Annotated in this window: 19 protein-coding genes; 4 read left to right on the top strand and 15 right to left on the bottom strand. The window is 60.7% G+C overall.

The window, feature by feature from the left end:
- Positions 1 to 44: 44 nt before the first annotated feature.
- The 8 genes from PQQ95_RS10010 to PQQ95_RS09975 all read right to left on the bottom strand — a co-directional run bounded on the left by PQQ95_RS10010 (position 45) and on the right by PQQ95_RS09975 (position 9,192).
- Positions 45 to 1,178 (bottom strand): porin, encoded by a 1,134-nt coding sequence (locus tag PQQ95_RS10010; RefSeq protein WP_408437227.1) that lies wholly within the window; start codon positions 1,176 to 1,178, stop codon positions 45 to 47.
- Between the two features lie 182 nt (positions 1,179 to 1,360).
- Positions 1,361 to 2,296 carry an ABC transporter permease gene (locus PQQ95_RS10005; protein WP_408437226.1) on the bottom strand — a complete coding sequence of 312 codons (936 nt, stop codon included), beginning with the start codon at positions 2,294 to 2,296 and terminating at the stop codon, positions 1,361 to 1,363.
- 25 nt (positions 2,297 to 2,321) lie between these two features.
- The gene (locus tag PQQ95_RS10000; protein ID WP_408437225.1) at positions 2,322 to 3,890 is read right to left on the bottom strand and encodes a sugar ABC transporter ATP-binding protein; all 1,569 of its coding nucleotides are present in this window, start codon (positions 3,888 to 3,890) and stop codon (positions 2,322 to 2,324) included.
- Between the two features lie 104 nt (positions 3,891 to 3,994).
- Positions 3,995 to 5,014 carry a substrate-binding domain-containing protein gene (locus tag PQQ95_RS09995; RefSeq protein ID WP_408437224.1) on the bottom strand — a complete coding sequence of 340 codons (1,020 nt, stop codon included), beginning with the start codon at positions 5,012 to 5,014 and terminating at the stop codon, positions 3,995 to 3,997.
- A 74-nt stretch (positions 5,015 to 5,088) separates the two neighbouring features.
- Complete coding sequence (gene rhmD, locus PQQ95_RS09990) at positions 5,089 to 6,276, bottom strand: L-rhamnonate dehydratase (RefSeq protein WP_408437223.1); 1,188 nt, start codon at positions 6,274 to 6,276, stop codon at positions 5,089 to 5,091.
- A gap of 11 nt (positions 6,277 to 6,287) precedes the next feature.
- The gene (locus tag PQQ95_RS09985; protein ID WP_408437222.1) at positions 6,288 to 7,040 is read right to left on the bottom strand and encodes an SDR family NAD(P)-dependent oxidoreductase; all 753 of its coding nucleotides are present in this window, start codon (positions 7,038 to 7,040) and stop codon (positions 6,288 to 6,290) included.
- On the bottom strand, positions 7,037 to 7,900 hold the full coding sequence (locus PQQ95_RS09980) for a fumarylacetoacetate hydrolase family protein (protein ID WP_408437221.1): 864 nt from the start codon (positions 7,898 to 7,900) through the stop codon (positions 7,037 to 7,039). Before PQQ95_RS09980 ends, PQQ95_RS09985 begins: the two co-directional genes overlap by 4 nt.
- A gap of 416 nt (positions 7,901 to 8,316) precedes the next feature.
- The gene (locus PQQ95_RS09975) at positions 8,317 to 9,192 is read right to left on the bottom strand and encodes an IclR family transcriptional regulator (RefSeq protein WP_408437220.1); all 876 of its coding nucleotides are present in this window, start codon (positions 9,190 to 9,192) and stop codon (positions 8,317 to 8,319) included.
- A gap of 581 nt (positions 9,193 to 9,773) precedes the next feature.
- Here PQQ95_RS09975 and PQQ95_RS09970 point away from each other — a divergent pair.
- Entirely contained in the window at positions 9,774 to 10,721 is a 948-nt protein-coding gene (locus tag PQQ95_RS09970) for an AraC family transcriptional regulator (protein ID WP_408437219.1), read from the top strand.
- A 132-nt stretch (positions 10,722 to 10,853) separates the two neighbouring features.
- Here the strand turns inward: PQQ95_RS09970 and PQQ95_RS09965 are convergent, their stop codons facing one another.
- From PQQ95_RS09965 to PQQ95_RS09935, 7 genes are all read right to left on the bottom strand, one after another.
- Complete coding sequence (locus PQQ95_RS09965; RefSeq protein WP_408437218.1) at positions 10,854 to 12,053, bottom strand: porin; 1,200 nt, start codon at positions 12,051 to 12,053, stop codon at positions 10,854 to 10,856.
- Positions 12,054 to 12,334: 281 nt separating this feature from the next.
- Positions 12,335 to 13,063 (bottom strand): ABC transporter ATP-binding protein, encoded by a 729-nt coding sequence (locus PQQ95_RS09960; RefSeq protein WP_408437217.1) that lies wholly within the window; start codon positions 13,061 to 13,063, stop codon positions 12,335 to 12,337.
- Positions 13,060 to 14,889 carry a branched-chain amino acid ABC transporter ATP-binding protein/permease gene (locus PQQ95_RS09955; protein WP_408437216.1) on the bottom strand — a complete coding sequence of 610 codons (1,830 nt, stop codon included), beginning with the start codon at positions 14,887 to 14,889 and terminating at the stop codon, positions 13,060 to 13,062. Before PQQ95_RS09955 ends, PQQ95_RS09960 begins: the two co-directional genes overlap by 4 nt.
- Complete coding sequence (locus tag PQQ95_RS09950) at positions 14,886 to 15,941, bottom strand: branched-chain amino acid ABC transporter permease (protein WP_408437215.1); 1,056 nt, start codon at positions 15,939 to 15,941, stop codon at positions 14,886 to 14,888. Before PQQ95_RS09950 ends, PQQ95_RS09955 begins: the two co-directional genes overlap by 4 nt.
- 49 nt (positions 15,942 to 15,990) lie before the next feature.
- Positions 15,991 to 17,142: an ABC transporter substrate-binding protein gene (locus PQQ95_RS09945; protein WP_408437214.1), complete on the bottom strand. Its 1,152-nt coding sequence runs from the start codon at positions 17,140 to 17,142 to the stop codon at positions 15,991 to 15,993.
- Between the two features lie 369 nt (positions 17,143 to 17,511).
- Entirely contained in the window at positions 17,512 to 18,495 is a 984-nt protein-coding gene (locus tag PQQ95_RS09940; RefSeq protein ID WP_408437213.1) for a PDR/VanB family oxidoreductase, read from the bottom strand.
- 169 nt (positions 18,496 to 18,664) lie between these two features.
- Positions 18,665 to 19,987 (bottom strand): Rieske 2Fe-2S domain-containing protein, encoded by a 1,323-nt coding sequence (locus PQQ95_RS09935; protein ID WP_408437212.1) that lies wholly within the window; start codon positions 19,985 to 19,987, stop codon positions 18,665 to 18,667.
- A gap of 439 nt (positions 19,988 to 20,426) precedes the next feature.
- Between PQQ95_RS09935 and PQQ95_RS09930 the strand changes: the two genes are divergently transcribed.
- The 3 genes from PQQ95_RS09930 to PQQ95_RS09920 are packed head-to-tail and all read left to right on the top strand — an operon-like array spanning position 20,427 to position 23,205.
- The gene (locus PQQ95_RS09930) at positions 20,427 to 21,482 is read left to right on the top strand and encodes a zinc-dependent alcohol dehydrogenase family protein (RefSeq protein WP_408437211.1); all 1,056 of its coding nucleotides are present in this window, start codon (positions 20,427 to 20,429) and stop codon (positions 21,480 to 21,482) included.
- A 38-nt stretch (positions 21,483 to 21,520) separates the two neighbouring features.
- Positions 21,521 to 22,426, top strand: coding sequence for an aldose 1-epimerase (locus tag PQQ95_RS09925; RefSeq protein WP_408437210.1), 906 nt, complete (start codon positions 21,521 to 21,523; stop codon positions 22,424 to 22,426).
- Complete coding sequence (locus PQQ95_RS09920) at positions 22,423 to 23,205, top strand: FadR/GntR family transcriptional regulator (RefSeq protein WP_408437209.1); 783 nt, start codon at positions 22,423 to 22,425, stop codon at positions 23,203 to 23,205. Before PQQ95_RS09925 ends, PQQ95_RS09920 begins: the two co-directional genes overlap by 4 nt.
- Positions 23,206 to 23,274 lie beyond the last annotated feature (69 nt).

The following is a 23,274-nucleotide window of genomic DNA, read 5'->3' as shown; positions in this document are numbered from 1 at the left end:
ATCCATGAGCTGACGATGCGGCGCTGCGGGTCAGCACCGTTTGATTAGAACGAGTGCTGGATTCCTGCGTACACGCCGGTCTGGCTCTTGCCCGGCAGCGGGTTTTCGTTATAGCCGGCCGAGGTATTGCCGCCAGGTCCGGGGTTGTTGGCATCAAGACCGAAGTTAGCGGTCTTGCTGTTACGTACCGACGCGACCTGGATGTCGAGCAACGTGCGTTTGGACAGGTTGTACGAACCGCCAACCGTGTAATTGGTCGCGTTGCCAGCACCGTTGTTCGCGTTGATGTGATACACGGCCGCGATCAGCGCAGCCGCCGGCGTCACCTGCCAAGTGATACCACCCCATTCCTGATCCGTTGTCGTCGGCGTGCCAAGCGGGACATTTGCCTCGCCAGAAGTACGGACGCCCTGGTAGGCGGCCTGCAGCTTGAACTGGCCGAGGAAGACGTTGGCGCCGGCGAAATACTCACGCCCGTAGCCGAACGGGCCGGCCGGGCTACCTTTGGTCACGTCGCCGAGGCTGCCGGTCGTCGGGTTGCGGATTTCGTCGTAGATGCCACGCAACTGGAACAGCGAGTTGGTGTACGTCAGCTGCAGACCGGCCTCGCGACCTTGTGGCGTCGTACCGTTACCGTTCCAACCGGTCGCGTTCGATAAGGAATACTGACCGGCCACGTCAAAACCACCAAACTTCGGCGACTGATACGAAATGTTGTTGCTCGACACCGTCCAGTTGCGGCCACGTGCCAACGACGCCGACGACCAGTTCGACTGGCCGAACGGATCGAAGTCCCACAGGTTGTTCGAGATGAATAGCTCGCGGCCGAGGAGCAGCGTGCCGAACTGGTCGTTCGACAGGCCCACCGTCGCCCAGCGATTGAACAAGCCATTGTTGCCCGGGCCCTGGCCGTTCATCGCGTTGAAGCCACCTTCCAACTGGAACAGTGCCTTGTTGCCACCACCGAGGTCTTCAACGCCCTTCAAGCCCCACAGGCTCGTACCCCAGTCGCCGCTCTCGGCTCTGAAACGACTGGCTGATGCTGTGTAGCTACTATTGGGAAGTCCGCTGACGTATTCCAGGCCGGCGTCGAGACGCCCATATAACGTCACGCTGCTCTGTGCGTACGCCGTTACGCCGATCGACAACAACGAAGCCGCTAGCAAAGTTTTCTTCATTTTCTCCTCCATACCTTTGTCAAAAAATAAACCCGGTTACTGCAAGCGTGTCCGGGCGCGGGAACACCACGATGCCCGGTGCGAGACTGGAGTCTCGCGCGGTTCGACGGTCGAATTGCGGGGCGGGTTGGCGGCAAACGTGCGCGCTCCTGCGAGTTGGCTCGCGACGTTAGCGAAGCCGTTCATTTTTTCTTCTGCGCCATGATGTTGATGAGCACGGCCAGCACGATGATGACGCCACGCACCACGTACTGCAGGAAAGGGTCGATGCCCAGCAGCACCAGGCCATTGCCGATCAGCGTGATGACCAGAACACCCTGCAGCGTGCCCAGCATCGAGCCCTTACCCCCGGCCAGCGCGGTGCCCCCGACAACGACTGCGGCGATTACGTCGAACTCAAGACCCTGCGCCGCGCCCGCATTACCTGTACCCAGGCGCGCGGTCAGCAGAATGCCGGTCACCGCAGCGAGCATGCCGCCGATCACGAAGAGCTTCACCTGCGCGGCTTTTACATTGATGCCGCACAGTTTGGCCGCGTTGATGTTGCCGCCGATGGCGAAGACGTTGCGGCCGAAGGTGGTCTTGTTCGCGATGAAGCAGAACAGCGCGAACAGCACGAACATGACTACCGCGGCCGTCGGGACGACACCGATCTCATCGGCCAGCGAATCCATGAAGCTGCTGCTGCCGTAGGAGATCGGCAGGGCGTCGGTCATGTACAGCCCCAGGCCACGCAGGGCGCTCCACAAGCCCAGGGTAGCGATGAATGACGGAACCTCGAACCAGGCGCGCAGCACGCCCGCGAGCGCCCCAAGCAAACCGCCCAGCAGCACGGACAGGGCGAGCGCCAGAGGCATCGGCAGGTGCGCCTTGAGCATGAAGGCCAGCACGGTCGACACGAAGGCCACCATCGGCCCCACGCTCACGTCGATCTCGCCGGCGATGATGATCAAAGTCATGCCCCAGGCGGCGATGCCGATGCTGGCGGCATCCCGCAGGATCGAGACCGCGTTGTTGATTGAGGTGAAGCCGGGTGCGAAGAATGAGAGGCCGACGACCAGCAGCAAGATAATGCCGAACAGGCCGACCTCGTTGAGATTGAGTTTGATGATTTTCATGGGCTCGTTGCTTTTCTGTGTTGCCTCAACCAATGCAGGCGGCCATCAGCTCGTCGGCGTCCAGATGGGGGGCGGTGAATTCGCGGGCGATCGTGCCGTCACGCAGGATCAGTACGCGATCGCAGACCAAGGGCAGTTCCTCCACCTCGCTGGAGACGAAGACCACGCTTTTACCCTGCGCTGCTAACCGGCGAACGATGGCGTAGATCTGCTCCTTGGCCTCCACGTCCACACCGCGCGTGGGTTCGTCCAGCAGCAAGATCTGGCTGCCGGCATGGATCCAGCGGCCGATCACCACCTTCTGCTGATTGCCGCCGGAGAGCGTGCCGATCGGCGTGCCGGTGTGGCTGGTCTTCACTCTCATCTGATCGATGATGCTTTGCGTAGCGGCGCGGATCCTGGTGGCGGAGAGCACGCCACGGTTCGAGACCGAGGCGGTGTCGGTCAGCACCGTGTTTTCATCGACACCCAGCAGCGGAAAGATGCCATCGGCCTTGCGGTTCTCGGGCGTGAGCGCTACGCCCAGCGCCAGCATGCGCGCGAAGTTCGGGCGCGCGACTCGCCGGCGGTTGACCATGATCTCCGCCGCCGGACTCGGCGTAAGGCCGGCCAGCACCTTGAGCAGCTCGGTGCGACCGGAGCCGAGCAGGCCGGCGATGCCGAGTACCTCGCCATGGTGCAGGTCCAGGCTGACCTGGCTAAGCTTGGGCGCAGCCGCTACATTGCGCGCGGACAGCACCACACGGGGATCCGGCTTGTAGTTCAGCGCCGCCGCTTGCTGCTCGTCATGGCCTAGCATGTGGCGAATGATGTCTTGCGTATCGGCGCCGGCGAGAGCCACTGAACGAACGATGCGACCATCGCGGATGACGGTGGCGCTTTGAGCGATCTGGCGGATCTCCTTCATACGGTGGCTGACATAGATCACCGCTGTGCCCTGCGCTGCGACACGACGCACAGCCTCGAAAACCAGCTCCACCTCATGTGCGGCCAGCGAACTGGTCGGTTCGTCCAGGATCACCAGCCGGGGCTGCCCCATCATGGCGCGGGCAATCTCGACCAGTTGGCATTGCGCGGGCGACAGGCGGCTGACGAGTTCATCGGCCTGGATATCCAGCCCCAGCTGCACGAGGGCATCCGTGGCTGCCTGGCGCATGTACCGATGATCGATCAGGCCTGCAACGGGACGGGCGCCCAGCGACTGCAGCGGCCATTCGCCCAGGAACATGTTCTCGGCCACGCTCATGTTCGGCACCAGGCTCAGCTCCTGGTGAACCACCCGTACGCCCCGCTGTGCCCCCTCCTGCGCGCGGGCCGCGCCCTGACTGGTGAGCAGCTTTCCCGCCAGCTTGACTGTGCCTTCGGATGGCAGCTCGGCGCCCGCCAGCAGGCGGATCAGTGTGGATTTTCCTGCGCCGTTCTTGCCTAGCAGCGCGTGCACCTCGCCGCTGCGGATCGAGAAATCCACCCCGCTCAGCGCGAGGACATGGGCGCCGTAGCGCTTGCTGACGTTCGTCAGCTCGGCCACGATCTCCGCCACATCGCTTGATGCGGGCGGGATCGAGCCGGGAATGTGGTTTACTGTGCCGGCCATGGTGGTTGGGTAAGGTGTGCGGTTCGCGAATCGGTGGCGTCGGCAGGAAGCTCTCTGGCAACCTGCCCAGCGGCATTCCGCAGCCTCAATTCAGTTCGGCATCCTTAAGGAAGACCGTCTTTATGTGTTCCCAGCCAGCCCTTGGCACTGTCAGCATTCAGGTACATGTCGATGCTGGCGGGCACTATCACGTCGGCGCGCTTTTCGCCGCGGGTAGCGGCCAGCGCCTGCTGCGCGGCCAACTTGCCCAGCGCCTTGCCGGAGATGTCGGCCACGCCCTTGAGCACCGTGCCGTCGATCAGATCATTAGCAGCTTCGGCACTCATGTCCCAGCCGAAGACGGCGGTCTTGCCGACCTTGTTCTGGTTCTTCACCGCCTTGACCGCACCCAGTGTCGCGCCGCCCGATTCGCCCAGGAAGGCGTCCAGCCCGGGGTTTGCGATCAGCATCTTCTCGCCGGTAGTCACGGCCTTGTCGACGGTGGTGCCTTCCTGGTTGGCGACGACTTTCGCGCCCGGCAACTGCTTGATCAACGCGGCTTCGAAGCCCTTGCGGCGCTGCACGCAGACGTCCACGAACTCGCAATTCAATACACCGATCCTGGGTGCCTTGACGCCAGCTCTCGTGAAGTACGCCGCGGCGGCTTCGCCCAGCTTCTCACCCGAAGTGAACGGGTCGCCGACGACGTAGGCATAGACCAGTTCCTTCGTCTTTTCGGCGCTTAGACAGGTGTTGTAGCAAATGACCGGAATGTTCGCCTTGTGCGCCTGCTCGACGGCACGCAGGGAACCGGCTGGCGAGACAGCCGACATGATGAGGGCATTGACCGGCGTCGAGATCAGCGTGCTGACGAACTGGCTTTCCTTGGCCACGTCGCCTTGCGCATTGGTGTCCAGAAGCTTGGCGTTGCTGCCGATTCCATCGGTGACACCGGCTCTCACGCCGGCATAGAAGCCTTGGGCATCGAGATAGATGGCGCCGATGGTCAGCGGCTTGGCTTCGGTTTTGCTGCAGGCGACGAGCGCAAGAGCGCTCATCGCAATGGCGAACCACTGGACAGTTTTCACGTGTGTCTCCGGTTGTTGGAATGGTTTGATCTTTTTCTGGCGTCGTTTCACAAACATCTACAGGCGAGTCATTTCCATATTCTTTCGATCACGCCGCGTCATCGGGGCGTCAGCTCGGGTGGAATAGGAACTCAATGCGAGTACGGGCGAACCAGAGCGCAATCCGGGTTCAGGCGCACGCCAAAGCCGGGTTTGTCCAGCACGGAGGCTTTCATCCGGCCGTTGACCGGCACCGGCTCATCCAGCAACTGCGGATGAAACATCGGCACGACCTGGTCGGCTTTGGGCGCCATCATCAGGAACTCGGCGAAGGGGCTGTTCTGCCGGGTGATAACGAAGTGGTAGCTATAGACCGAGGACCCGTGCGGCACGACCAGCTTGCCGTGCGCATCGGCCAGCGCCGAGATCTTGATCAGCTCGGTGATGCCGCCGCACCAGCCCACATCTGGCTGCAGGATGTCGCAGCAGCCCATCTCCAGCAGCATGCGGAATCCCCAGCGCGTGGCCTCATGTTCGCCAGTGGTGATAAGCATGCCGCGCGGCACGTTACGGCGAAGTTCAGCGTAGCCCCAGTAGTCGTCCGGGGGCAGGGCTTCCTCCAACCATTTGATGCCGCATTCGTGGCGGGCAGCAGTGGCCAGCCGCGTGGCGTAGTCCACATCCAGGCTCATCCAGCCGTCCAGCATGAGCCAGAAATCAGCACCCACCTTGGCGCGCATGTCGGCCAATTTCTCGAGGTTCCGCGCCAGACCTTCCTCGCGTTCGACCGGCCCATGCTGCAAGGGCATCTTGCCGCCCACGAAGCCCATCTGCCTAGCCAGATCAGGGCGCGCGCCAGTAGCGTAGAAAGTCAGCTCGTCGCGCACCGGGCCGCCCAGCAGCGCATGCACCGGCTCCTGGCGCACCTTGCCCAGCAGATCCCACAAGGCCAGATCCACGCCGGAAATGACGTTGAGCACGATGCCGCGCCGGCCGTAAAACAGGCTCGAGTTGAACATCTGATCCCAGATTTTTTCGATTGCCGTGACCGGCTGGCCTTCGAGAAAACGGACCAGGTGCTTCTCGACGATCCAGCAGCCGATCTCGCCGCCGGTGGTGACCGAGAAGCCGACCGTGCCGTCACTGGCCTCGATTTCCACCACCAGCGTGCCCAGCACGTTCAGTCCGAAGCTGCGGCGGCTCCCGCGGTACTCGGGATACTTGGACATCGGCGTGGAAACCTGGTCATCGATCCAGTGGCCCTCGCCCTGGTCGTGATAGTCGGCACCGGCCCCGCGCAGCGTGAAGGCGCGGACATACTTGATGGTGGGCATGGACATGATGGAAGTGTTCAGTAAGTGGCACGGCCGCCGGAGAGATCGAACACCGCGCCGGTGCTGAAGGCGCAGTCCTCGGTGCACAGCCAGCTAATCATCGAAGCGGCCTCGGCCACTTCCAAGAAGCGCCCCATCGGAATCTTCGAGAGCATGAAGTCGATGTGCTCCTGCTTCATTGAGTCGAAGATCGGCGTGCGCGCGGCCGCCGGTGTCACGGCGTTGACCAGCACACCGTTCCTGGCGAGTTCCTTGGCCAGCGACTTGGTGAGGCCGATCAAGCCGGCCTTTGAAGCACTGTAGTGGGAGGCGTTGGGGTTGCCTTCCTTGCCGGCCACAGACGCGATGTTGACGATGCGGCCGTAGCCAGCGGCAATCATGTGCGGCACCACACTGCGACAGGTCAGGTAGCTCCCGATCAGATTTACCTCAATCACCCGGCGCCAGACGTCGACCGGCAGTTCCCATGTCGTACCATTGCCGCCGGTGATGCCGGCGCTGTTGACGAGCGCGTCAATAGCACCGAGTTTTTCAAGCGTGGCTCGCGTGGCGGCGTCCACCGAGGTTTCATCGGTCAGATCCACAGCCTGCGTCACGACTGTTCCGTACGCTGATAAGGATTGCAAAGCACTGGCAAGCTGGGGCTGGTTAATGTCCCACAACGCCACTGCGGCGCCGGACTCCAGCATCCGACGTGCGACGGCATAACCGATACCCTGAGCCCCTCCAGTGATGACAACAGCGCGCCCCTTCATGTCAAGCTGGTTCATGCCGTGACTCCGGTGTCGGCTGCGATGGTGACCTGGCGCTGCTCGCCCAGGCCGCTGATGCCTAGGCGCATCACCTGACCCTCACGCAGATAGATCGGGGCTGGCTTCTGGCCCATTCCCACGCCCGGCGGCGTGCCGGTGGAGATCACGTCACCCGGCTGCAAGCTCATGAACTGGCTGATGTAGGACACCAGCGTGGGCACATCAAAGATCATTGTTTTCGTGGAGCCGTTTTGGCGCCGCACACCGTCCACTTCCAGCCACATGTCCAGCGCCTGCGCGTCGGGCACTTCATCGCGTGTCACCAACCAGGGGCCCAGCGGGCCGAAGGTGTCGCAACCCTTGCCCTTGTCCCATTGGCCGCCGCGCTCCAATTGGTAGGCGCGCTCGGAGACATCGTTGACGACGCAGTAGCCGGCCACATGGTTCAGCGCATCGGCCTTGGACACATAGCGAGCGGCAGTGCCAATGACCACGCCGAGCTCGACCTCCCAGTCCACCTTCTGAGCGCCGGGCGGAATCTCCACCGCGTCATTCGGCCCGCAAATGGCGCTGGTCGCCTTGAAGAACAACACCGGTTCGTTCGGAACGGCCATACCGGATTCGGCAGCGTGGTCGGAGTAGTTCAGCCCGACGCAGATCATCTTGCCGACCTGGCCCACGCAAGCGCCAAGGCGCGGCGAGCCGTCGACTACCGGCAGGCTGGCCGGATCGAGAGCGGCGAGTGCAGCCAGCGAAGCGGGCGCCAGCACGCTACCGTTCAGATCCTGAATGTGCGCGGACAGATCGCGCAATTGCCCATGGATATCGATCATTCCGGGGCGTTCGCCTCCGGCAGGGCCGTAGCGCAGCAGCTTCATGAAATCCCCTCTTGGTTCGCTCTGTTGTTCTGCAGGAGTGAGCGGACTTTAAGGTCTTCGGCGATATCTATCCAATCGAAAGAAACGGAAACTTGATTCCATATTTGAATAGCTGGTTAACCCTACGCGCACCTCGACACTACGCCTCATCAATCGACCCCGGCTGAAGTACTGGGCGTCGCTCGTCGCACCGAATGAAGCCGGAGGGGCCGGCTCCAGGAGGCGACGAAGAATAACTTTGATGTAGCCGCGACATACGAGACATGTCGGATGCTAGCGCGATCAATTTAGCAACGTTTCGCATACCGTATTAAAGCGGAACATCGCAAGCCAGGTAGCAAGTGACACATCGACGGGAGTACCTCACGAACACACGCGAAAGCTTATTGGGATTGCAACCTCCCCCCACCGCGCCCTTAAAAACCACAGACCGTCCCGCGAGCGCTTTGCGGCGCATTCTCTCTCGCAATCGTCAAGTCAGAGCCGAGTTGCCTGGACAGTTCGTTTGCCGTTGCCACAACATCCTCGACAAACCCGTTGTCCATCGGTTCGTCATCAAACTGCGCATGTGCGATCGTCGCTGAAATAACGGCGATGATCCGCCGCCCCGAGCATGTAACCGGAGCCGATATGGATAAAACGCCGTGATCAAAAAACGACTTGTCGACTCCGTACCCGCGGCGAGCTATCATCATCACCTGGTGGTACAACTCATCCACACTGAACGGCGTGTAGTCAGGAAAACGCTGCAGCGTCATGCCGTCGTATAGCGCTGACAACTCATCGAAACTGAGGTCGCCCAGTAGAATATGACCTTGTGTGGTCAAATGGGCCGGCAGACGGGTACCGAGATTTACCCGCCACTCGCCGAGCATCGGAGACTGCCCGTCCGCACGCGCGACATACACAATCTCTCTTGTATCGCGCATCACAAGATGGGTTGTCGACCCCGTTCTGTCTCGCAGACGCTCGATGAGCGGCGAGCCGAGGTTCGTAAGCGGGAGCGACTTTAAGTATGTAAAGCCTAGATGCTGTGCTGCAATGCCGAGACGATAATCGTGCCCGCGGCTTGCACGCTCGAGAAAACCCGACGATTCAAGCGTTTTTAAAAGTCGATAGACAGTGCTGCGCGGAATGGCAAAACGCCGGCCTATTTCAGATGCCGTGATAACGGGTTCCGTCAGGGAAAATTCAGCGAGAAGCCTGAGCCCACGCACAAGTCCTGGGACTAGGCTCTTAACATCTTCACAGTCGACCGCGCTATTTTCCAGGTCCCGAGTGTCCCGTTCCACCTAGCTTTCCTTCTGTTCATCATATCGTTCGTAGAACTTCTCAATGCCGCCGCGCAGGAGTCGCGATACTCAACATGGGACCGCATGCCCCATGTGGGGAACGATCCGTAAACCTGCTGGCCGCGAAATGCCGCGAATACCTCCAGATCATTCTCCATACAGCGGAATTTCATGTATCTGTCTGGTTGCCGGTCGTGCATTTTTTCCGCAACATCTCAAAAACGAATGCCGACGGCCTTCGGCGTGAGACGATCGGCAACCCGTTCTGGACGTGCGGAGAGTTCGCTGCCAAAGCACATCAGGGGTTTCCCTCTTAATCCAATAAACAAGGTTCCTTCCGGAATCAGCGTCACTATAATGACCATATGCGAGTCGCATGTTTTATATTTGGAACAGAATCGCGAATTCCCGGACTGTCCACCTATCGGTTTTCATACGATTGCGCTTAAGGATCGCCTTGTTTGCGTGACCGGACAGCGATTGGGCAGCCACCTGGCAACAATGCGTTGAATAGCCAATCTCCGGCACCCGGCCTGGCATGAAGCGCCCTTATTGTGAAACGAACAGCTGAGATCGATATCGTGGACGAATTAAGCAAGGTTCTTTCAGATCTTCGCGCCGATACCGTTGTGCCTGGACGGTTCCATCTCTCGGCACCGTGGTCATTCACAAAGCCGGCCGTATCGGGCGTGCCATTTCGGATGTGCACAGGCTATCCCTTCTATGTCGTGATCGCAGGTATGGATCCTGTCTTTGTGCAACCGGGCGACTTCGTGCTGATCCCTGGTGGCAATGAACATGTTCTGTGTTCGTCGCCTGACGTGCGCCCCGTTTCTATGGCCGCGATTATGAGCAAGGACGGTGTCCAGCCACAGATGAATACGCCGCTAACCTTTACGGGTGGTGGCGATGGACCCGTGACAGAGATGTACACCGCGATCATCGGATTCCGGGAAGCGCGACGCAATCCGTTCCTCTCGGTACTGCCGCCCGTCATCCACATTCACGCAAACAACCCGGCGGTACCCCCATGGCTGACGGCCACGATGCAAGCATTCATTCAGGAGTCCATGAATTGCGAACTCGGTTGGGCGATTGCCGCAGCCCGCTTAGCGGACGTCCTCTTCGTGCACTTACTGCGTGCCTATATCTCGAGTGCCCATCAAGCCAATTTTGGATGGCTCCGGGCGATGAAAGATGTTCACCTGGTCAAGGCAATGGCACTCATACATCGCGAGCCGAGTAAAGCATGGACCGTAGACGATCTTGCGACCGCTTCAGGCATGTCTCGCTCGAGATTCAGCGCCCGGTTCCTTGAACTTGTCGGCGAGACGCCGATTGCGCATCTGACTGCGTACCGGATGTTTCTCGCCGCGGGGAAATTGACGCTTGGGAATGCGAACCTGGCTGAGGTGGCACAAAGCGTCGGGTACTCGTCAGACAAGGCCTTCACACGCGCCTTCCGGCGCTGGTCTGGCATGCCACCAAAGACTTACGGTCGTTCCGCGCCAGTTGTGCGGGTGATCTAGCTATTCGCGGGTGTCGGCTCGCTCGCGGAGCTTGTATGGATCCCACCGATCACACCGGCCAGCAGCGTTGACGTCGCACCGCCCTCCCTCGCGGTTGCAGACCCGGTCCGCAACCGCGACGTCGCGTTTTATTTAAAACTTATGGATCATCGCTATACGCACCGAACTCTGATCGTGGTTCGACGAAGGCGTGAACCAATAGAAGTCCTGACCCTGCTGTGCAACGACAGGACCCGAAGCCACCTGATACGAAGCCGCTGCGTAGAAGCTCGTGCGTTTGCTCAGGAAATAGTAGGCGCCGATGGTCGGCTGGTTCCAATGCACGTTGTTGGTTCGCTCATACTCGTAGGCCGCAATGCCTTGCAGCTGCGGTGTGAATAAATACATCGCGCCTCCTTCATAGATCGACACCGTTTGAGACTGGCCGTAACCCTTGAAAGTGGTTTCCGTAATGTTGCCGGCTACCGTGAGCTTGCCGAATTTGTACGAAGCACCGAATTCAGCGGATGATTGACGATTCACCCCAAAATTTCCGTCCGGGTAAGCATCCTGCCCCTTCGAGGTTGTTGCTTGCCCCAGAAAGGTCGACACGCCGAGCTGACCATACGGATCGAAGAACGACGGGTTATTGACGCTCGTATAGATTGCCGCCAACTGCAGATTGCCGCCATCGTAGCGAATACCTGCGCTGTAGGCGCTATCCGTAGACAAGCTGCCGGGCACGCCGCCAAACGAGTACATGGCGCCGACTTGCAGTCCGTTGTACCAGGGGCTGGTGTACTTGATCGAATTGTTGAGACGATCTCCGCCCTGACGATCGACGTCGCCAATGTGGCCGCCCGTCGCCAGCGCATACCCGGCCGGGCTGAAATAGCCGAGCGTCATGTAATCCCAGGCGAAGTCATATTGACGGCCCATCGTGACCGTGCCGTACGGACTTGCAATGCCGACATAGGCACCACGGCCGAACAGCGCGGGTCCAATCGCCTCCACTGTACCGCCGGTGTTGACGTTGAAATCGGCCTCGAGATCGAAGATCGCCTGATACCCGTTACCGAAATCCTCCGTTCCCCTCAGGCCCCAGCGGTCTCCAAAATTTTCCCCGCCGATCAGGCCGACAAAGCGGTGGCCCGCTTCGTTGCTGACGTAGGTCGCGCCTTCATCGATCAAGCCGTACAAATTCACAGAGCTTTGCGCGTGGCCAACTGCGCTCAGGCTGGCGAGTACGGCGGCTACCATCAGTTTCGGCGTCGTTTTCATCGTTTTACCATGGTCCTCTATATGATTAATTTGATAAGGTCTACATATTGTTTTGCAGATTTTCCCGATCATCGAGATCGTGTTCGCTCAGTGATTCCCAGCGCAACGCAACATCCTTGCCTTCCTGTCATGGTCAAACGGCACACCGCTGCGCATCCCGCCTCCCAAAGCGAGACACTGTCGATACGAAAATGACGGCTGCCCACATCGATTCGCACGCTGATGGACAGTTACCCGAATTTTTTGTCGCCTATAATCGGCCCGCAACCTCCCGTAACATCAAAGTAGTTGCTGATCGTCCCGGATTGCGCGGCCCGCTGAATTTTCCTCATTCGTGGTTTCCGTATATCCCTTCAATCGTCGTCTGTAGCGCCGCCGAGATAAGTTGCCCGAACACGCGGATCGCGGACCAGCGAGTCCGACTTGCCGTGCAACGCAACCTCGCCCGTTTCCAGCACATAGCCGTAGTCCGAGATCTCCAGGGCGGCCAAGGCGTTTTGCTCGACCAGCAAGATGGAGATACCCTCATCGCGCAAGTCGCTTACGATGTTCAGGATTTCGCGCACGACCAGCGGCGCCAAACCCAGACTAGGCTCATCCAGCATGAGCAGGCGCGGCGCGGACATCAATGCGCGTCCCAGCGCCAGCATCTGGCGCTCGCCTCCGGAGAGCGTCTCGGCGCGCTGTGTTCGCCGCTCGGCCAGCCGCTTGAAGCGTGCAAACACGGACTCCAGCCGGGCCTTGAAGGCACTCCGCGACAAACGCCTGGAATAGGCGCCTAACTGCAAGTTGTCCAGCACCGAGAGTTCACCAAACAGTTCACGGCGCTCGGGTACCAGACAGATGCCGCGCTCCACACGCGACTCCACATCCAGCGCAGCCAGGCTTTGGTCCTCGAAGCGCAGCGTGCCACTGCAAGGCAGCAACCCCATGGCTGCCGCCAATAGCGTGGTCTTGCCCGCGCCGTTGGGGCCGATGACAGAAATGATCTGGCCGCGCTCGAGTGACAGAGAGATACCGCGCACGGCATCGACCTGACCGTAGGAGATATGCAGGTCGCCTATTTCCAGCATTGAACTCATGGACGGCCTCCCGCTTGCAGGTTCGCCTCTGTGTCCTCAGAACGGCTTATGGACCCACCCAGGTAGGCAGCCTGCACCTGTTCATCAGCCCGCACCTGGGCCGGAGTGCCCGCAAGCAGTTTCGAGCCGAAATTCATCACCACCAGCCGGTCCACCAGTTTCATCACGAAATCCATGTCATGCTCGACGATCAGGATCGTCATGCCCTCATTGCGTAGCCGTCGCAGCAAGTCGCCCAGCGCGAGCTTCTCCTGGCGGCGCAGCCCGGCAGCGGGCTCATCGAGCACCAGCAGAACGGGGTCGCCAGCCAAGGCGCGCGCAATCTCAAGAATGCGTTGCGTGCCCAGCGGCAAACTCCCCGCTAGCTCGTGAGCGCGCTCCGCCAGCCCGATGCGCTCGAGCTGAGCGTATGCTTCTGCAAAAATCTGATGCTCTTCGGCCCGGTCCAGTCCCAGCCCGCCACGCAGCACCCCGCAGCGGGTGCGCCCATGCGCCCCCAGCGCCACGTTGTCGAGCAGACTCATATGCGGACGCAGCTTGACGTGCTGGAAGGTTCGCGCCAGGCCCAACCGGGCAAGCTCACGCTGCGTCATCTCACTGACCTCGTGGCCCAGGAAATTGATGCTGCCTGCGCTCATGCGCAGCGTTCCCGTGAGCAAATTGAACAGCGTAGATTTACCCGCTCCATTAGGGCCGATCAGGCCGACGATCTCGCCCGCCTTGACGTCGAAGCTCACCTGGTTGACGGCTACGAGGCCGCCAAAGCGTTTGAGTGCGGCATGCACGCCCAGCAGCGCCGCGCCGCGCGCAGGCATGGCGCGTCGCGCCAGCGGTATCCGGGGCGCGGTGACAGGCGCATGGGTTGCAAGGGTGCCGGCGCGGCGATGCCACCTGCGCGCGACAAAGCCCATCAGTCCACCGCGCGCATAGTGCAGCAGCAAAATGAACAGTGTCGCAAAGGCCACTGCCTGCAGCTGGGCGCCGCGTGCGGACAGCAACGGCAGCACATCCTGCAAACCGTTCTTGAGGGCGAGCACCAGTGCGGAACCCACCAAAGCGCCGGCGAGCTTGCCCAAACCACCCCCTACAGCCATGAGCAAGTACTCAATGCTCGCGCTCAAATCAAATGGCGTGGGACTGACAAAGCGATTCGCATGTGCATACAGCCACCCCGCCAGCCCTGCGTAGAGCGCCGCAATGAGAAACAGGCTCAGCCGCACCTGATAGGCATCAGCTCCCACGCTGGCCAGCAGCGTGGAGCCGCCGCGCAAGGCTCGCATGGCGCGCCCGCTACGCGAGTACAGCAGGTTGTAGGAAAACAGTGCCAGCAGGCACGCGGCGAACCAGATCAGGTAGTAGATCGAGCGCGCCGTATCCAGCTTCCAGTACCCTAGCTGCAGTGCGGGAATGTTAGACAAGCCCGAATGGTTTCCCAGCGCTTCGAGGTTGCCAAACAGCATGGGAATGGATAAACCCCAAGCGATGGTGCTCAACGGCAGGAAGTGGCCTCGAAGGCGCAACGTGAGCGCGCCAATGCCCAGCGCACAGGCTCCTGTGAGTATCAGTGCAAATAGCAACCCGAGCCACGGTGAGACCGAATGCGCAGTGGTCAGCCAGGCGCTGGCGTAGGCGGCAATGCCGACAAAGGCGGCCTGACCAAAGGAGATGGCCCCGCCCACGCCGGTGAGAAGTATCAGCCCCAGTACTACCATGGAAGCAATGCCGATGTCGTTGAGCAGCGAGATGGCAAAATCGCCCAACACGCAAGGCGCCAGCGCCACCATCATCACGCCCAACACCAGGCGGTGTGAACGTAGCCCCTTCATTGGTCAATCTCCTCGGTGTCTTCTTCGGAGTGAGTGGCCCAGTACGAACGCAGCATCAGCACCGGAATGAGCAGGCTGAAGACGATCACGTCCTTGAATGCGCCACTCCAGAAAGACGCAAAACTCTCTACCAGACCTACCGCGATGGCACCCAGCGCCGTGACGGGGTAGCTCGATAGGCCGCCGATGATGGCCGCCACAAAGGCTTTGAGGGCAATCAGCAGGCCCGAGTCGTAGTACAGAGTCATGACCGGCGCGATCAAAACGCCGATCAAGCCGGCCAGCAGTGAGGCGCAGCCATAGGCGAGGAGTGCGGTGCGCGCGGGGCGAATGCCCACCAGGCGAGCGCCCACCCGGTTCACGGCCGTCGCGCGCAGTGCCTTGCCGGCAACGGTGCGCTCAAAGCCGAGATAAAACAGGGCGCTGAGCGCGATGGCGCAGCCAATCATCAAGATCACCTGCCCGCTGATCGGAAAACCATGACCGAGTGTCACCGAGCCACTTATCAGGGGATCCGTGCGAGAACCCTCAGGCCCGAAAAACAACAGCCCCAAGCCGGACAGGAGGAAATGCAACACCAGAGAGGCCATCAACAACACCAGCACTGAGGCATCGGCAATCGGCTGCAGAGCGACTCGCGCTACCAGTGGGGCAATCGGTGTAACCAGCAAAATGGAGACAATGATCGACAACGCAGGCGGCCAACTTTGTGCAACTGCCAGCCACGCCAACAGGCAAACGGCCGCAGGAATCAATCCCCAAGCGGCCACGACCATCGGGATACGCGCGAACTCGCGCCGGCGTATCAGCACACTCACTTCCGCCAGAACCGCCAGTGCGGCCAGGCTCAGTACCAAACCCACGGTGGCGGGCACCTTGCCGGCTTCAAATGCCGCCAGACTGAGCCCGGCAAAGGCGGCGATGTCGCCAAAAGGCACGAACACCACCCGCGTGACTGAAAAAACCAGTACCAACCCCAAGCCGGCCAGCAAATAAACGGCGCCGTTGGCCGCTCCGTCGATCGACAGGATCTGCGCTACGTCCCACGTCATGCTGAAGTTCCTTTTGTTGATTCGAAAACTGAGGCTGGTCAGCCAACGCTCAGGGCACCAACTTCCATTGGCCTTTGTCGAGCTTGACGATGACAAGGGCACGCTGGTCGGCCCCGTAGGGGCTGCCGGGCTTGAAGTTAAGTACACCCTGCGTGACGGCCAATTCCCGTGTGGAGAAAATCGCATCGCGCAGTGCAGCGCGGTAAGCGGCCGTGCCGGGTTCGTCGGTAGCGGGCAGATGGGCCGCCGCATTGGTCACCACCAGCCAGGCGTCAAAGGCGTACGCTGAGAAAGCGTCGGTAGAGGCGGCGTGGTTCGCGTGTTGATATGCAGTGCGAAACGCCAGGATGGTTTTCTTGCTGGAGTTACTGTCGGGCAACTGGTCCACCATGATGGCGGGGCCGGTCGTTGCCACCAGGCCTTGCAAAGCGTTCCCGCCGACGCGGACAAAGTCGGGGTTGATCAGCCCATGCGTGCCGTAGATGCCGCCGCGGTAGCCGCGCTCTGCCAGCGCCAGATAGGGCAGCGCGCCGGCGGTTCCAGCGGTACCCGTTAGAACTGCGTCAGGGTTGCTTGACATGACCCTGAGCACTTGTCCTGCGACGGACGTGTCGTTTCGGGCGTAGCGCTCGTTAGACACGACTTTCATACCAGCGGGTCCGGCTAACTTCACCAGGGTGTCATAGGCCAGATCGCCCCAGGAATCGGAAAAACCGATGTAGCCCACGGTCCTGACGCCTGCGCGCTTCATGGCGTCGACCACGCCCGAAATCATCAAGGGGGCCGGTTGTGCCGTCGTCACGGCCCAGGCGCTATCTTCGCCCGCCAGTGTTAGCGGCGTGACCGACACCAGCGGCGTCTTGCCGTCGCGCGCAACGGCCGCAATGGCCATCGAGCCAGGCACGCCCGCCGTGCCAATCAACACGTCGACTTTATCTTCGTCGATCAATTTTCGTGCGTCTCGCGCAGCGGTTGAAGGATCGGAACCGTCGTCCAACTGGATAACCTGGATCTTGTGACCCGCTACCTCGGCCTTGAAGACAACGCCGGCCTGCACGCCTTTCGCATAGGGAATGCCTTGCGAAGCGCCGGGCCCGGAGAGGGAGGTAATGAGACCGACTTTCAGGTCTGTAGCGTTAGCACTGGCGCTCAAACTCAACGCCATGCTTAACCCGGCAAGCTTTACACATGTTGTCTTCATCTGGTTTCTTTCAGGTGAGCAGTCTGGCGACCGCAGGGTGAGGGGAACGGAAGAAATCTGGATATCCAGTTAGGTACTGGGTGAACGAATTCTTCTCCAGGCTGATTCAGTGCACAACCGCTCCAAAATCCAAAAGAGTTGCTGCGCGTCTAGCACGTGACGTTTTTGCGCAAGCAGAGATGCGATGCCTGACCGAGTCGGCATGCAGACAAGCGCAGAAACATTGCTACATAACAGATGCGGGCGTAACGATAGTCGCAATGTCCGCGCGGATAGGAGTTGGCGCGGGCGGCGTCAGGGAGAACTTACGTTGATAACGCCTCGTTGGCGTCGCGATCCTGCGGGGAAGCGCGTGGCTTCAGATGAGGTTCATGCGAGATCAAGGACCAGCGTTCCGCTCTTCGCGCCGGATACGCAAATCATCATCGTCTTGCCGGCGGCTCTCTCGGATTGCGTCAGCACTGAATCGCGGTGGTCCGGGCAGCCGCCCAGTACACGTGTCTCACATGCCCCACACAGTCCTTCACGACAGCTGTATTCGACGTCGACGTCCGCTTCGAGCAACACGTCCAGCAGCGCCTTGCCAACTGGCACGTTGAGCGTCCTGCCGCTTCTGGCAAGTTCAACGGTATAGCCGGTATGCGGGGTATCGTCGACGGGAACATTGGCAGCGAAACGTTCGATATGCACGTTGCCGATACCAACGGCGGCACAGGCTGCTTCGAAGGCGGTCAGCATTGCGTTCGGTCCGCAGCAGTATGCGTGGACACCCTCGTTCTGTTGCGCGAGGAAGCCGACGAGATCGAACGGACGGCCGTCGTGCTCGTCGTCGAAATGCAGTCGGACGTCGCCGCCGAGCGCATCCAGTTCTTCGAGAAACGCCGCCTGGGCGCGACTACGCGAGCAATATACGAACCGCACGTCGCGGCCTTTTTGACGCAAGCGGCGGTACATGCATAGCATCGGCGTGACGCCAATTCCCCCCGCGATCAATACGGTAGACGCGGCCTGCTCGTCGAGCGCGAAGTTATTGCGCGGCTTTCCGATCGACAGCGTCGAACCGCACAGGAGATGCTCATGCACGTATCGCGAACCGCCCCGGCTTTTTTCGTCCGCCAGGACACCAATCACATAACGACCGTTTTCATCTGGCGAATTGATGAGCGAATAGCTACGCGTAATTCCGTTCGGAAGATGCAGATCGATATGCGCGCCGGGCGTGAAAGACGGGAACGCCGCGCCCTCCACGGGCACGAGTTCGATGCTCAGAACCCGCTCCGCTTCATGACGGATTGTGCGAACCCGTGCGCCGAGGCGCGCGGTCACGCCGCTGCCGACTGTTTGCTCATCCATATATTCAGACTCCGGATAGATTGCTGCGACACGCAGCCGCGATACATTCAACGTACCGCCCCTGTGTCGAGATCCACCTCTAGCTCCATGATGTTGTCGATAATCTGCGGGCGGCATTTTGATCGGGAGACCACCGTTTTATGCGCGCGCCGCCACCTTCGCGACAAACTCAGGATAACTCTGCTTGACGCTCGTCTTTCTGATGTCCACCGTGCACGGAGAAAAAGCGCGCACGCTTGACCTTCTGTCCAATCGCGGCTTCATACGCGTCGCGAACTTCGTCGGGCTGTCCGTACTGTCCGATGAAGTCGTGCAGATACGCGCCGAGTAGCGGATGCGCCGACAGCGTCTCGCGTGTCATGCCGTTCAGCATTTCGTCGCGGCACGCCGAGGGCAGATAGACGTTGTGATTCGCGGCGCTATCCGTGATCAAGCCCTTCGGTGTCTTGCCCGCGGCCACCGCCTCGAGCTCTTCGAAAAACCGCCGGCGCAGCATCACGATGCCGCGATCGCTCGCGCCGAGCGTCTCTTTGGTGCGGTCCGTGATCGCACCCTGGCCGACCCATGCAGCGAAATCCTGGTTCGCGACGTGACTCGTGATCCAGTTGCCGTTTTCGTCGCGTACGGGTCCGTACCACGCGGGAATCTGATGCTGAACATAGGGCTCCTGTTCCTTCGGCACCTTGTTGAACACCCAAAGCAGGCTCAGCGTGTTTTCATCGTCGATAGGAATGCGCCATTCGAAATGATGGCCCAGATAGAACGCATTCGGCCACAGTGTCACGCGGCCAGTGGTCCACATCGGGTTCTGCTCGTTTTCGTGTGCGCGAAGACGCTTGTAGACGAAACCGTAGTCGAACTCTTCGTACTTCGCGTCCAAGTGTGTCGGCACATGCTCGGAGTTTTTGTCCTGTTGCCGCTCGGTCCAGTTGTTGTGCGTCCATTCGAAATGGATCGGATCGATCGAATTCTCCTGGCACTGAAACCAGTTGCACGGAATCTCCGCCATCACGACCTGTGCGAAACCATTCGTGTAGTTGAACGGCTCCCAGTCCGGCAATTCCGGGGCCGGTGCGGGACCCATATACGCCCAGATCATTCCTGCCTTCGCACGAACTTCGTATGCCGTAATTTTCGTTTTCTGACGAAGCCGTGCTTCGACATCGACGATTTCCTCATACGGCTGGTGTGTGCATTGGCCGGTCGCGTCGAATTCCCAGCCGTGATACGCGCAACGCAAGCCGCATTGCTCGACGAAGCCAAATGCCAGGTCCGCGTTGCGATGCGGACACCGCCGTTGCACGAGCCCAAAGTTGCCGCCCAGATCCTTGAAAAGCACGAGGTCCTCGCCGAACAGCCGGATCGGCCGTACGGATTTCTGGTCGAATTCGCTGACACCCGCAACCGGATGCCAGTAGCGGCGCAAATAGCTACCCATCGGGGTACCCGGACCGACCTCAGTGAGTAGCCTGTTCTTTTCCTGGCTCAACATGTCCTGTGTCCTCAAATGTTGGAAACGCATCCCGGCGCGATAGTCGTGTAGCGCCGGCAATGTGTGAATTCTCAGCGACGCAACCGGGTCGCACAACCTCTCCAAAATCCAAAAAAGTTGCCGCTCGTCCCGCGTATTGGTTCCCTTCACGTATCGGATGGCAATTGCCGTGACCCATGCGAATACGGTTCGATGCACATGTCCGTCCACCCCTTTCCCGCCCTGGAACCAGACAAATCCAGTCCCGGGTAAACCACAAATAAAACATCATATGACTTTTTGACTTTATGAATTAAACTGGCCGTCATATGAGCGAAGGCCGTTCGGATGCGTGGCCGCAACCATGCATTGGCGGCTCGCGCGAAAGACAACAAGCGACGGTGGCGAGTGCGGAAAACCTCGCACCGCCCCACGAGAACGAGACAGGAGAAGACGCGAAATGCAGACGATGTTGGCCGCCTATCTGCCGGGAAATGACACGGTTGAAATGCGCGAGATACCCGTGCCCACGCCCGGCATTGGCCAGGTGCTGATCAGGATGCGCGCGTCGGGCATTTGCGGCAGCGATGTCCACTACATCTATCACCGGCATCGAGGCACGGCATCGCATCCCGCACCGCTCTACCAGGGCGTGGTCAACGGCCACGAACCATGCGGGCAGATCGTCGCCACCGGCAACGGGTGCCGTCATTTCCGGCCAGGCAACCGCGTGCTCGTCTATCACATCTCCGGCTGCGGCTTCTGCGCGAACTGCCGCCGCGGCTATCAGATCTCGTGTACAGGGCGGCACAAGGCGGCCTATGGCTGGCAGCGCGACGGCGGCCACGCCGAGTTTCTGGTGGCGGAGGAACGCGACCTGATCGCGCTGCCCGACAGCCTCACTTACGAGGACGGCGCCTTCATCTCCTGCGGCATCGGCACCGGCTACGAGGGCATCACCCGCGCGGACGTATCGGGCAGCGATTCGGTGCTGGTGGTCGGCCTCGGGCCTATCGGGATGGCCGCGGCCATGATCGCGAAGGGACGGGGAGCCAAGCGCATCATCGGCGTGGATACGCAGCAGGAGCGGCTCGACGCGATGCGAGGGCTAAGTCTCGTCGACCATCTGATCCCGGCGGGACCGGACGCACTCGGGCAGATCCGCGAACTCACCCGGAACGGCGCCGACGTGGCGCTCGACTGCTCGGGCAACGCGGCCGGCCGGCTGCTCGCGCTGCAAGGCTCGGGCGACTGGGGCCGCGTCGTCTATCTCGGCGAAACCGGTCATGTCCAGTTCGAGGTCAGCGCCGATCTGATGCACCGGCAACGTCGCATTTTCGGCTCCTGGGTGACAAGCCTCGCGAACATGGAAAAGTGCTGCCATGACCTCGAGGACTGGAAACTGAAACCGCATACGATGATTTCACACCGCTTCCCTCTTGAGCGCGCGGGCGAAGCCTACTCACTGATGGCCAGCGGCCGGTGTGGCAAGGTCGTCATCACTTTCGACGCGTGACGGCAGGCGCGCCACATGAATCCGCAAGGACACCGCCCATGAGCCCGATCGAACTGCGCACGGAAGACCTGCATGCTACGGTGTCGGCGCATGGCGGCACCTTGCTAAGCCTCGATGCGCGCCGCGACGGGGAACGCCTTCCGATCCTGCGGACCGCTCCGTCCGGTGGGACGATTCGCGCGCTGCATTCGGCATGCTTTCCACTCGTCCCGTTCGGCAACCGAGTACGCGGCAACCGTTTCGAATGCGCGGGCCGGCAGTACACACTCGCGCCCAACCAGCCCTGGGACGAACATTACCTGCATGGTGATGGTTGGCTGGGTGAATGGACCGTCGCACAAAGCACTGCAGACGCGGCGACGCTCGTGTACGAACATGCCGAAAACGCGGCGACGCCATATGCTTATCGCGCCACGCAACGCTTCGCGCTGAACGGCAATGTGCTAACCATGACGCTTTCGGTCACGAATCTTGGCGCGGCGCTGCCGTTCGGCCTAGGCTGGCACCCCTATTTCGTGCTTGAACCGGATACGCTGCTGCAAGCACCGGCCACGTCGTACTGGACCGAATGCGAGCAGTATTTACCCGGCGACGAAGCGCCGGTTCCCGATGCGCTCGACTTCCGCACGGCGGCTCCCTTGCCGCGCCGCTGGGTCAACAACGGTTTCGCCGGCTGGAACGGTGCTGCGCGCATCGCCTGGCCGGGCCGCGGGCTCGAACTGTCGATCGAGGCGCCCGGGGCGGGCTACTACTTCTTGTTCGTGAGCGACACGCAGTTCGATCCGAACTATCATCACGACTATTTCTGCTTCGAACCCATGACGCACGCGGCCGACAGCCACGCATCGCCGAAGCCGCGCGGCCTCGTCACGCTGGCCACCGGCGCGGACATGGCGCTGACAATGCGTCTTGCGGTATCGAATTTTGCTGGAGCGCGTAGATGAGTACGGACACGGACACAACCTCTTCACCAATCGACAACTCCATCCAGCGCACGACACTTAGCGAGCGCGTTGCTGCGAAGCTCGGGCAGTTGATCGTCGACGGCGTGCATGCGCCGGGCACCTCGTTGCCGACCGAGCCTATGCTCGAAAAACAGTTCGGCGTGAGCCGCATCACGATCCGCGATGCGGTCAAGCTGCTCGCGAACTGCGGACTCGTGAAGGTGCGTCACGGCTCGGGCATGACGGTTCAGCCCGCGGAAAACTGGCAGTACCTCGATCCGCTCGTGCTGTTCGCTCATGTCAATTCGCCGCGCAGCCAAAAGATGTTGAGCGAGATTCTGGAGGTACAGCACTTTGCGGAAGCCGAGCTTGCCGCTCTCGCAGCAAAACGGCGCACTGAGCCAAGCCTCGCGAAAATGACGGAGCTCGTCGAGCAGATGAAAATGTCTCTCGATGACCACGCGCGCTATACCGCGCTCGACCTCGAGTTTCATGAAGCCATTGCCCGGGCTGCATCCAACGATCTGCTTCGCAACATGCTCGCCCCGATCCACCGGGTCGTGCGCGACGGCTACATGCTGACGACGGAGCTACTGGGCGCTCCCGAGCGCTCGCTGGAGGGCCACGTCAAGATTTTGCGCGCCATCGAGCGGCGTAATCCAAAGGCAGCCCGCGAAGCCATGGGCGAGCACCTCGATCTCTTCCGGGAGCACATCGACATGCGTTTCGGCGAAACCGGTGGCGCGCAGCCCCGGCAAAAGGCGCCCACTTTTTCCTGATTTGCGATACCCGCGCATTGAAACCTCGATGCGCGCAAGCGGGCGGTATTGAAACGATCCCGCTCTTTT

The organism is Paraburkholderia caffeinilytica (assembly GCF_046030355.1).
Classification (GTDB): domain Bacteria; phylum Pseudomonadota; class Gammaproteobacteria; order Burkholderiales; family Burkholderiaceae; genus Paraburkholderia; species Paraburkholderia caffeinilytica_B.
Note: the sequence above shows the minus strand (reverse complement) of the source record. Positions and strands in the feature narration are given on the sequence as shown.

What these genes read in the sequence shown, in the direction of transcription:
- PQQ95_RS10010 (WP_408437227.1), bottom strand. Translation starts at nt 1,178, where the DNA reads ATGAAGAAAACTTTGCTAGCGGCTTCGTTGTTGTCGATCGGCGTAACG.
- PQQ95_RS10005 (WP_408437226.1), bottom strand. Translation starts at nt 2,296, where the DNA reads ATGAAAATCATCAAACTCAATCTCAACGAGGTCGGCCTGTTCGGCATT.
- PQQ95_RS10000 (WP_408437225.1), bottom strand. Translation starts at nt 3,890, where the DNA reads ATGGCCGGCACAGTAAACCACATTCCCGGCTCGATCCCGCCCGCATCA.
- PQQ95_RS09995 (WP_408437224.1), bottom strand. Translation starts at nt 5,014, where the DNA reads ATGTTTGTGAAACGACGCCAGAAAAAGATCAAACCATTCCAACAACCG.
- rhmD (WP_408437223.1), bottom strand. Translation starts at nt 6,276, where the DNA reads ATGTCCATGCCCACCATCAAGTATGTCCGCGCCTTCACGCTGCGCGGG.
- PQQ95_RS09985 (WP_408437222.1), bottom strand. Translation starts at nt 7,040, where the DNA reads ATGAACCAGCTTGACATGAAGGGGCGCGCTGTTGTCATCACTGGAGGG.
- PQQ95_RS09980 (WP_408437221.1), bottom strand. Translation starts at nt 7,900, where the DNA reads ATGAAGCTGCTGCGCTACGGCCCTGCCGGAGGCGAACGCCCCGGAATG.
- PQQ95_RS09965 (WP_408437218.1), bottom strand. Translation starts at nt 12,053, where the DNA reads ATGATCGGGAAAATCTGCAAAACAATATGTAGACCTTATCAAATTAAT.
- PQQ95_RS09960 (WP_408437217.1), bottom strand. Translation starts at nt 13,063, where the DNA reads ATGAGTTCAATGCTGGAAATAGGCGACCTGCATATCTCCTACGGTCAG.
- PQQ95_RS09955 (WP_408437216.1), bottom strand. Translation starts at nt 14,889, where the DNA reads ATGAAGGGGCTACGTTCACACCGCCTGGTGTTGGGCGTGATGATGGTG.
- PQQ95_RS09950 (WP_408437215.1), bottom strand. Translation starts at nt 15,941, where the DNA reads ATGACGTGGGACGTAGCGCAGATCCTGTCGATCGACGGAGCGGCCAAC.
- PQQ95_RS09945 (WP_408437214.1), bottom strand. Translation starts at nt 17,142, where the DNA reads ATGAAGACAACATGTGTAAAGCTTGCCGGGTTAAGCATGGCGTTGAGT.
- PQQ95_RS09940 (WP_408437213.1), bottom strand. Translation starts at nt 18,495, where the DNA reads ATGGATGAGCAAACAGTCGGCAGCGGCGTGACCGCGCGCCTCGGCGCA.
- PQQ95_RS09935 (WP_408437212.1), bottom strand. Translation starts at nt 19,987, where the DNA reads ATGTTGAGCCAGGAAAAGAACAGGCTACTCACTGAGGTCGGTCCGGGT.
- PQQ95_RS09930 (WP_408437211.1), top strand. Translation starts at nt 20,427, where the DNA reads ATGCAGACGATGTTGGCCGCCTATCTGCCGGGAAATGACACGGTTGAA.
- PQQ95_RS09925 (WP_408437210.1), top strand. Translation starts at nt 21,521, where the DNA reads ATGAGCCCGATCGAACTGCGCACGGAAGACCTGCATGCTACGGTGTCG.
- PQQ95_RS09920 (WP_408437209.1), top strand. Translation starts at nt 22,423, where the DNA reads ATGAGTACGGACACGGACACAACCTCTTCACCAATCGACAACTCCATC.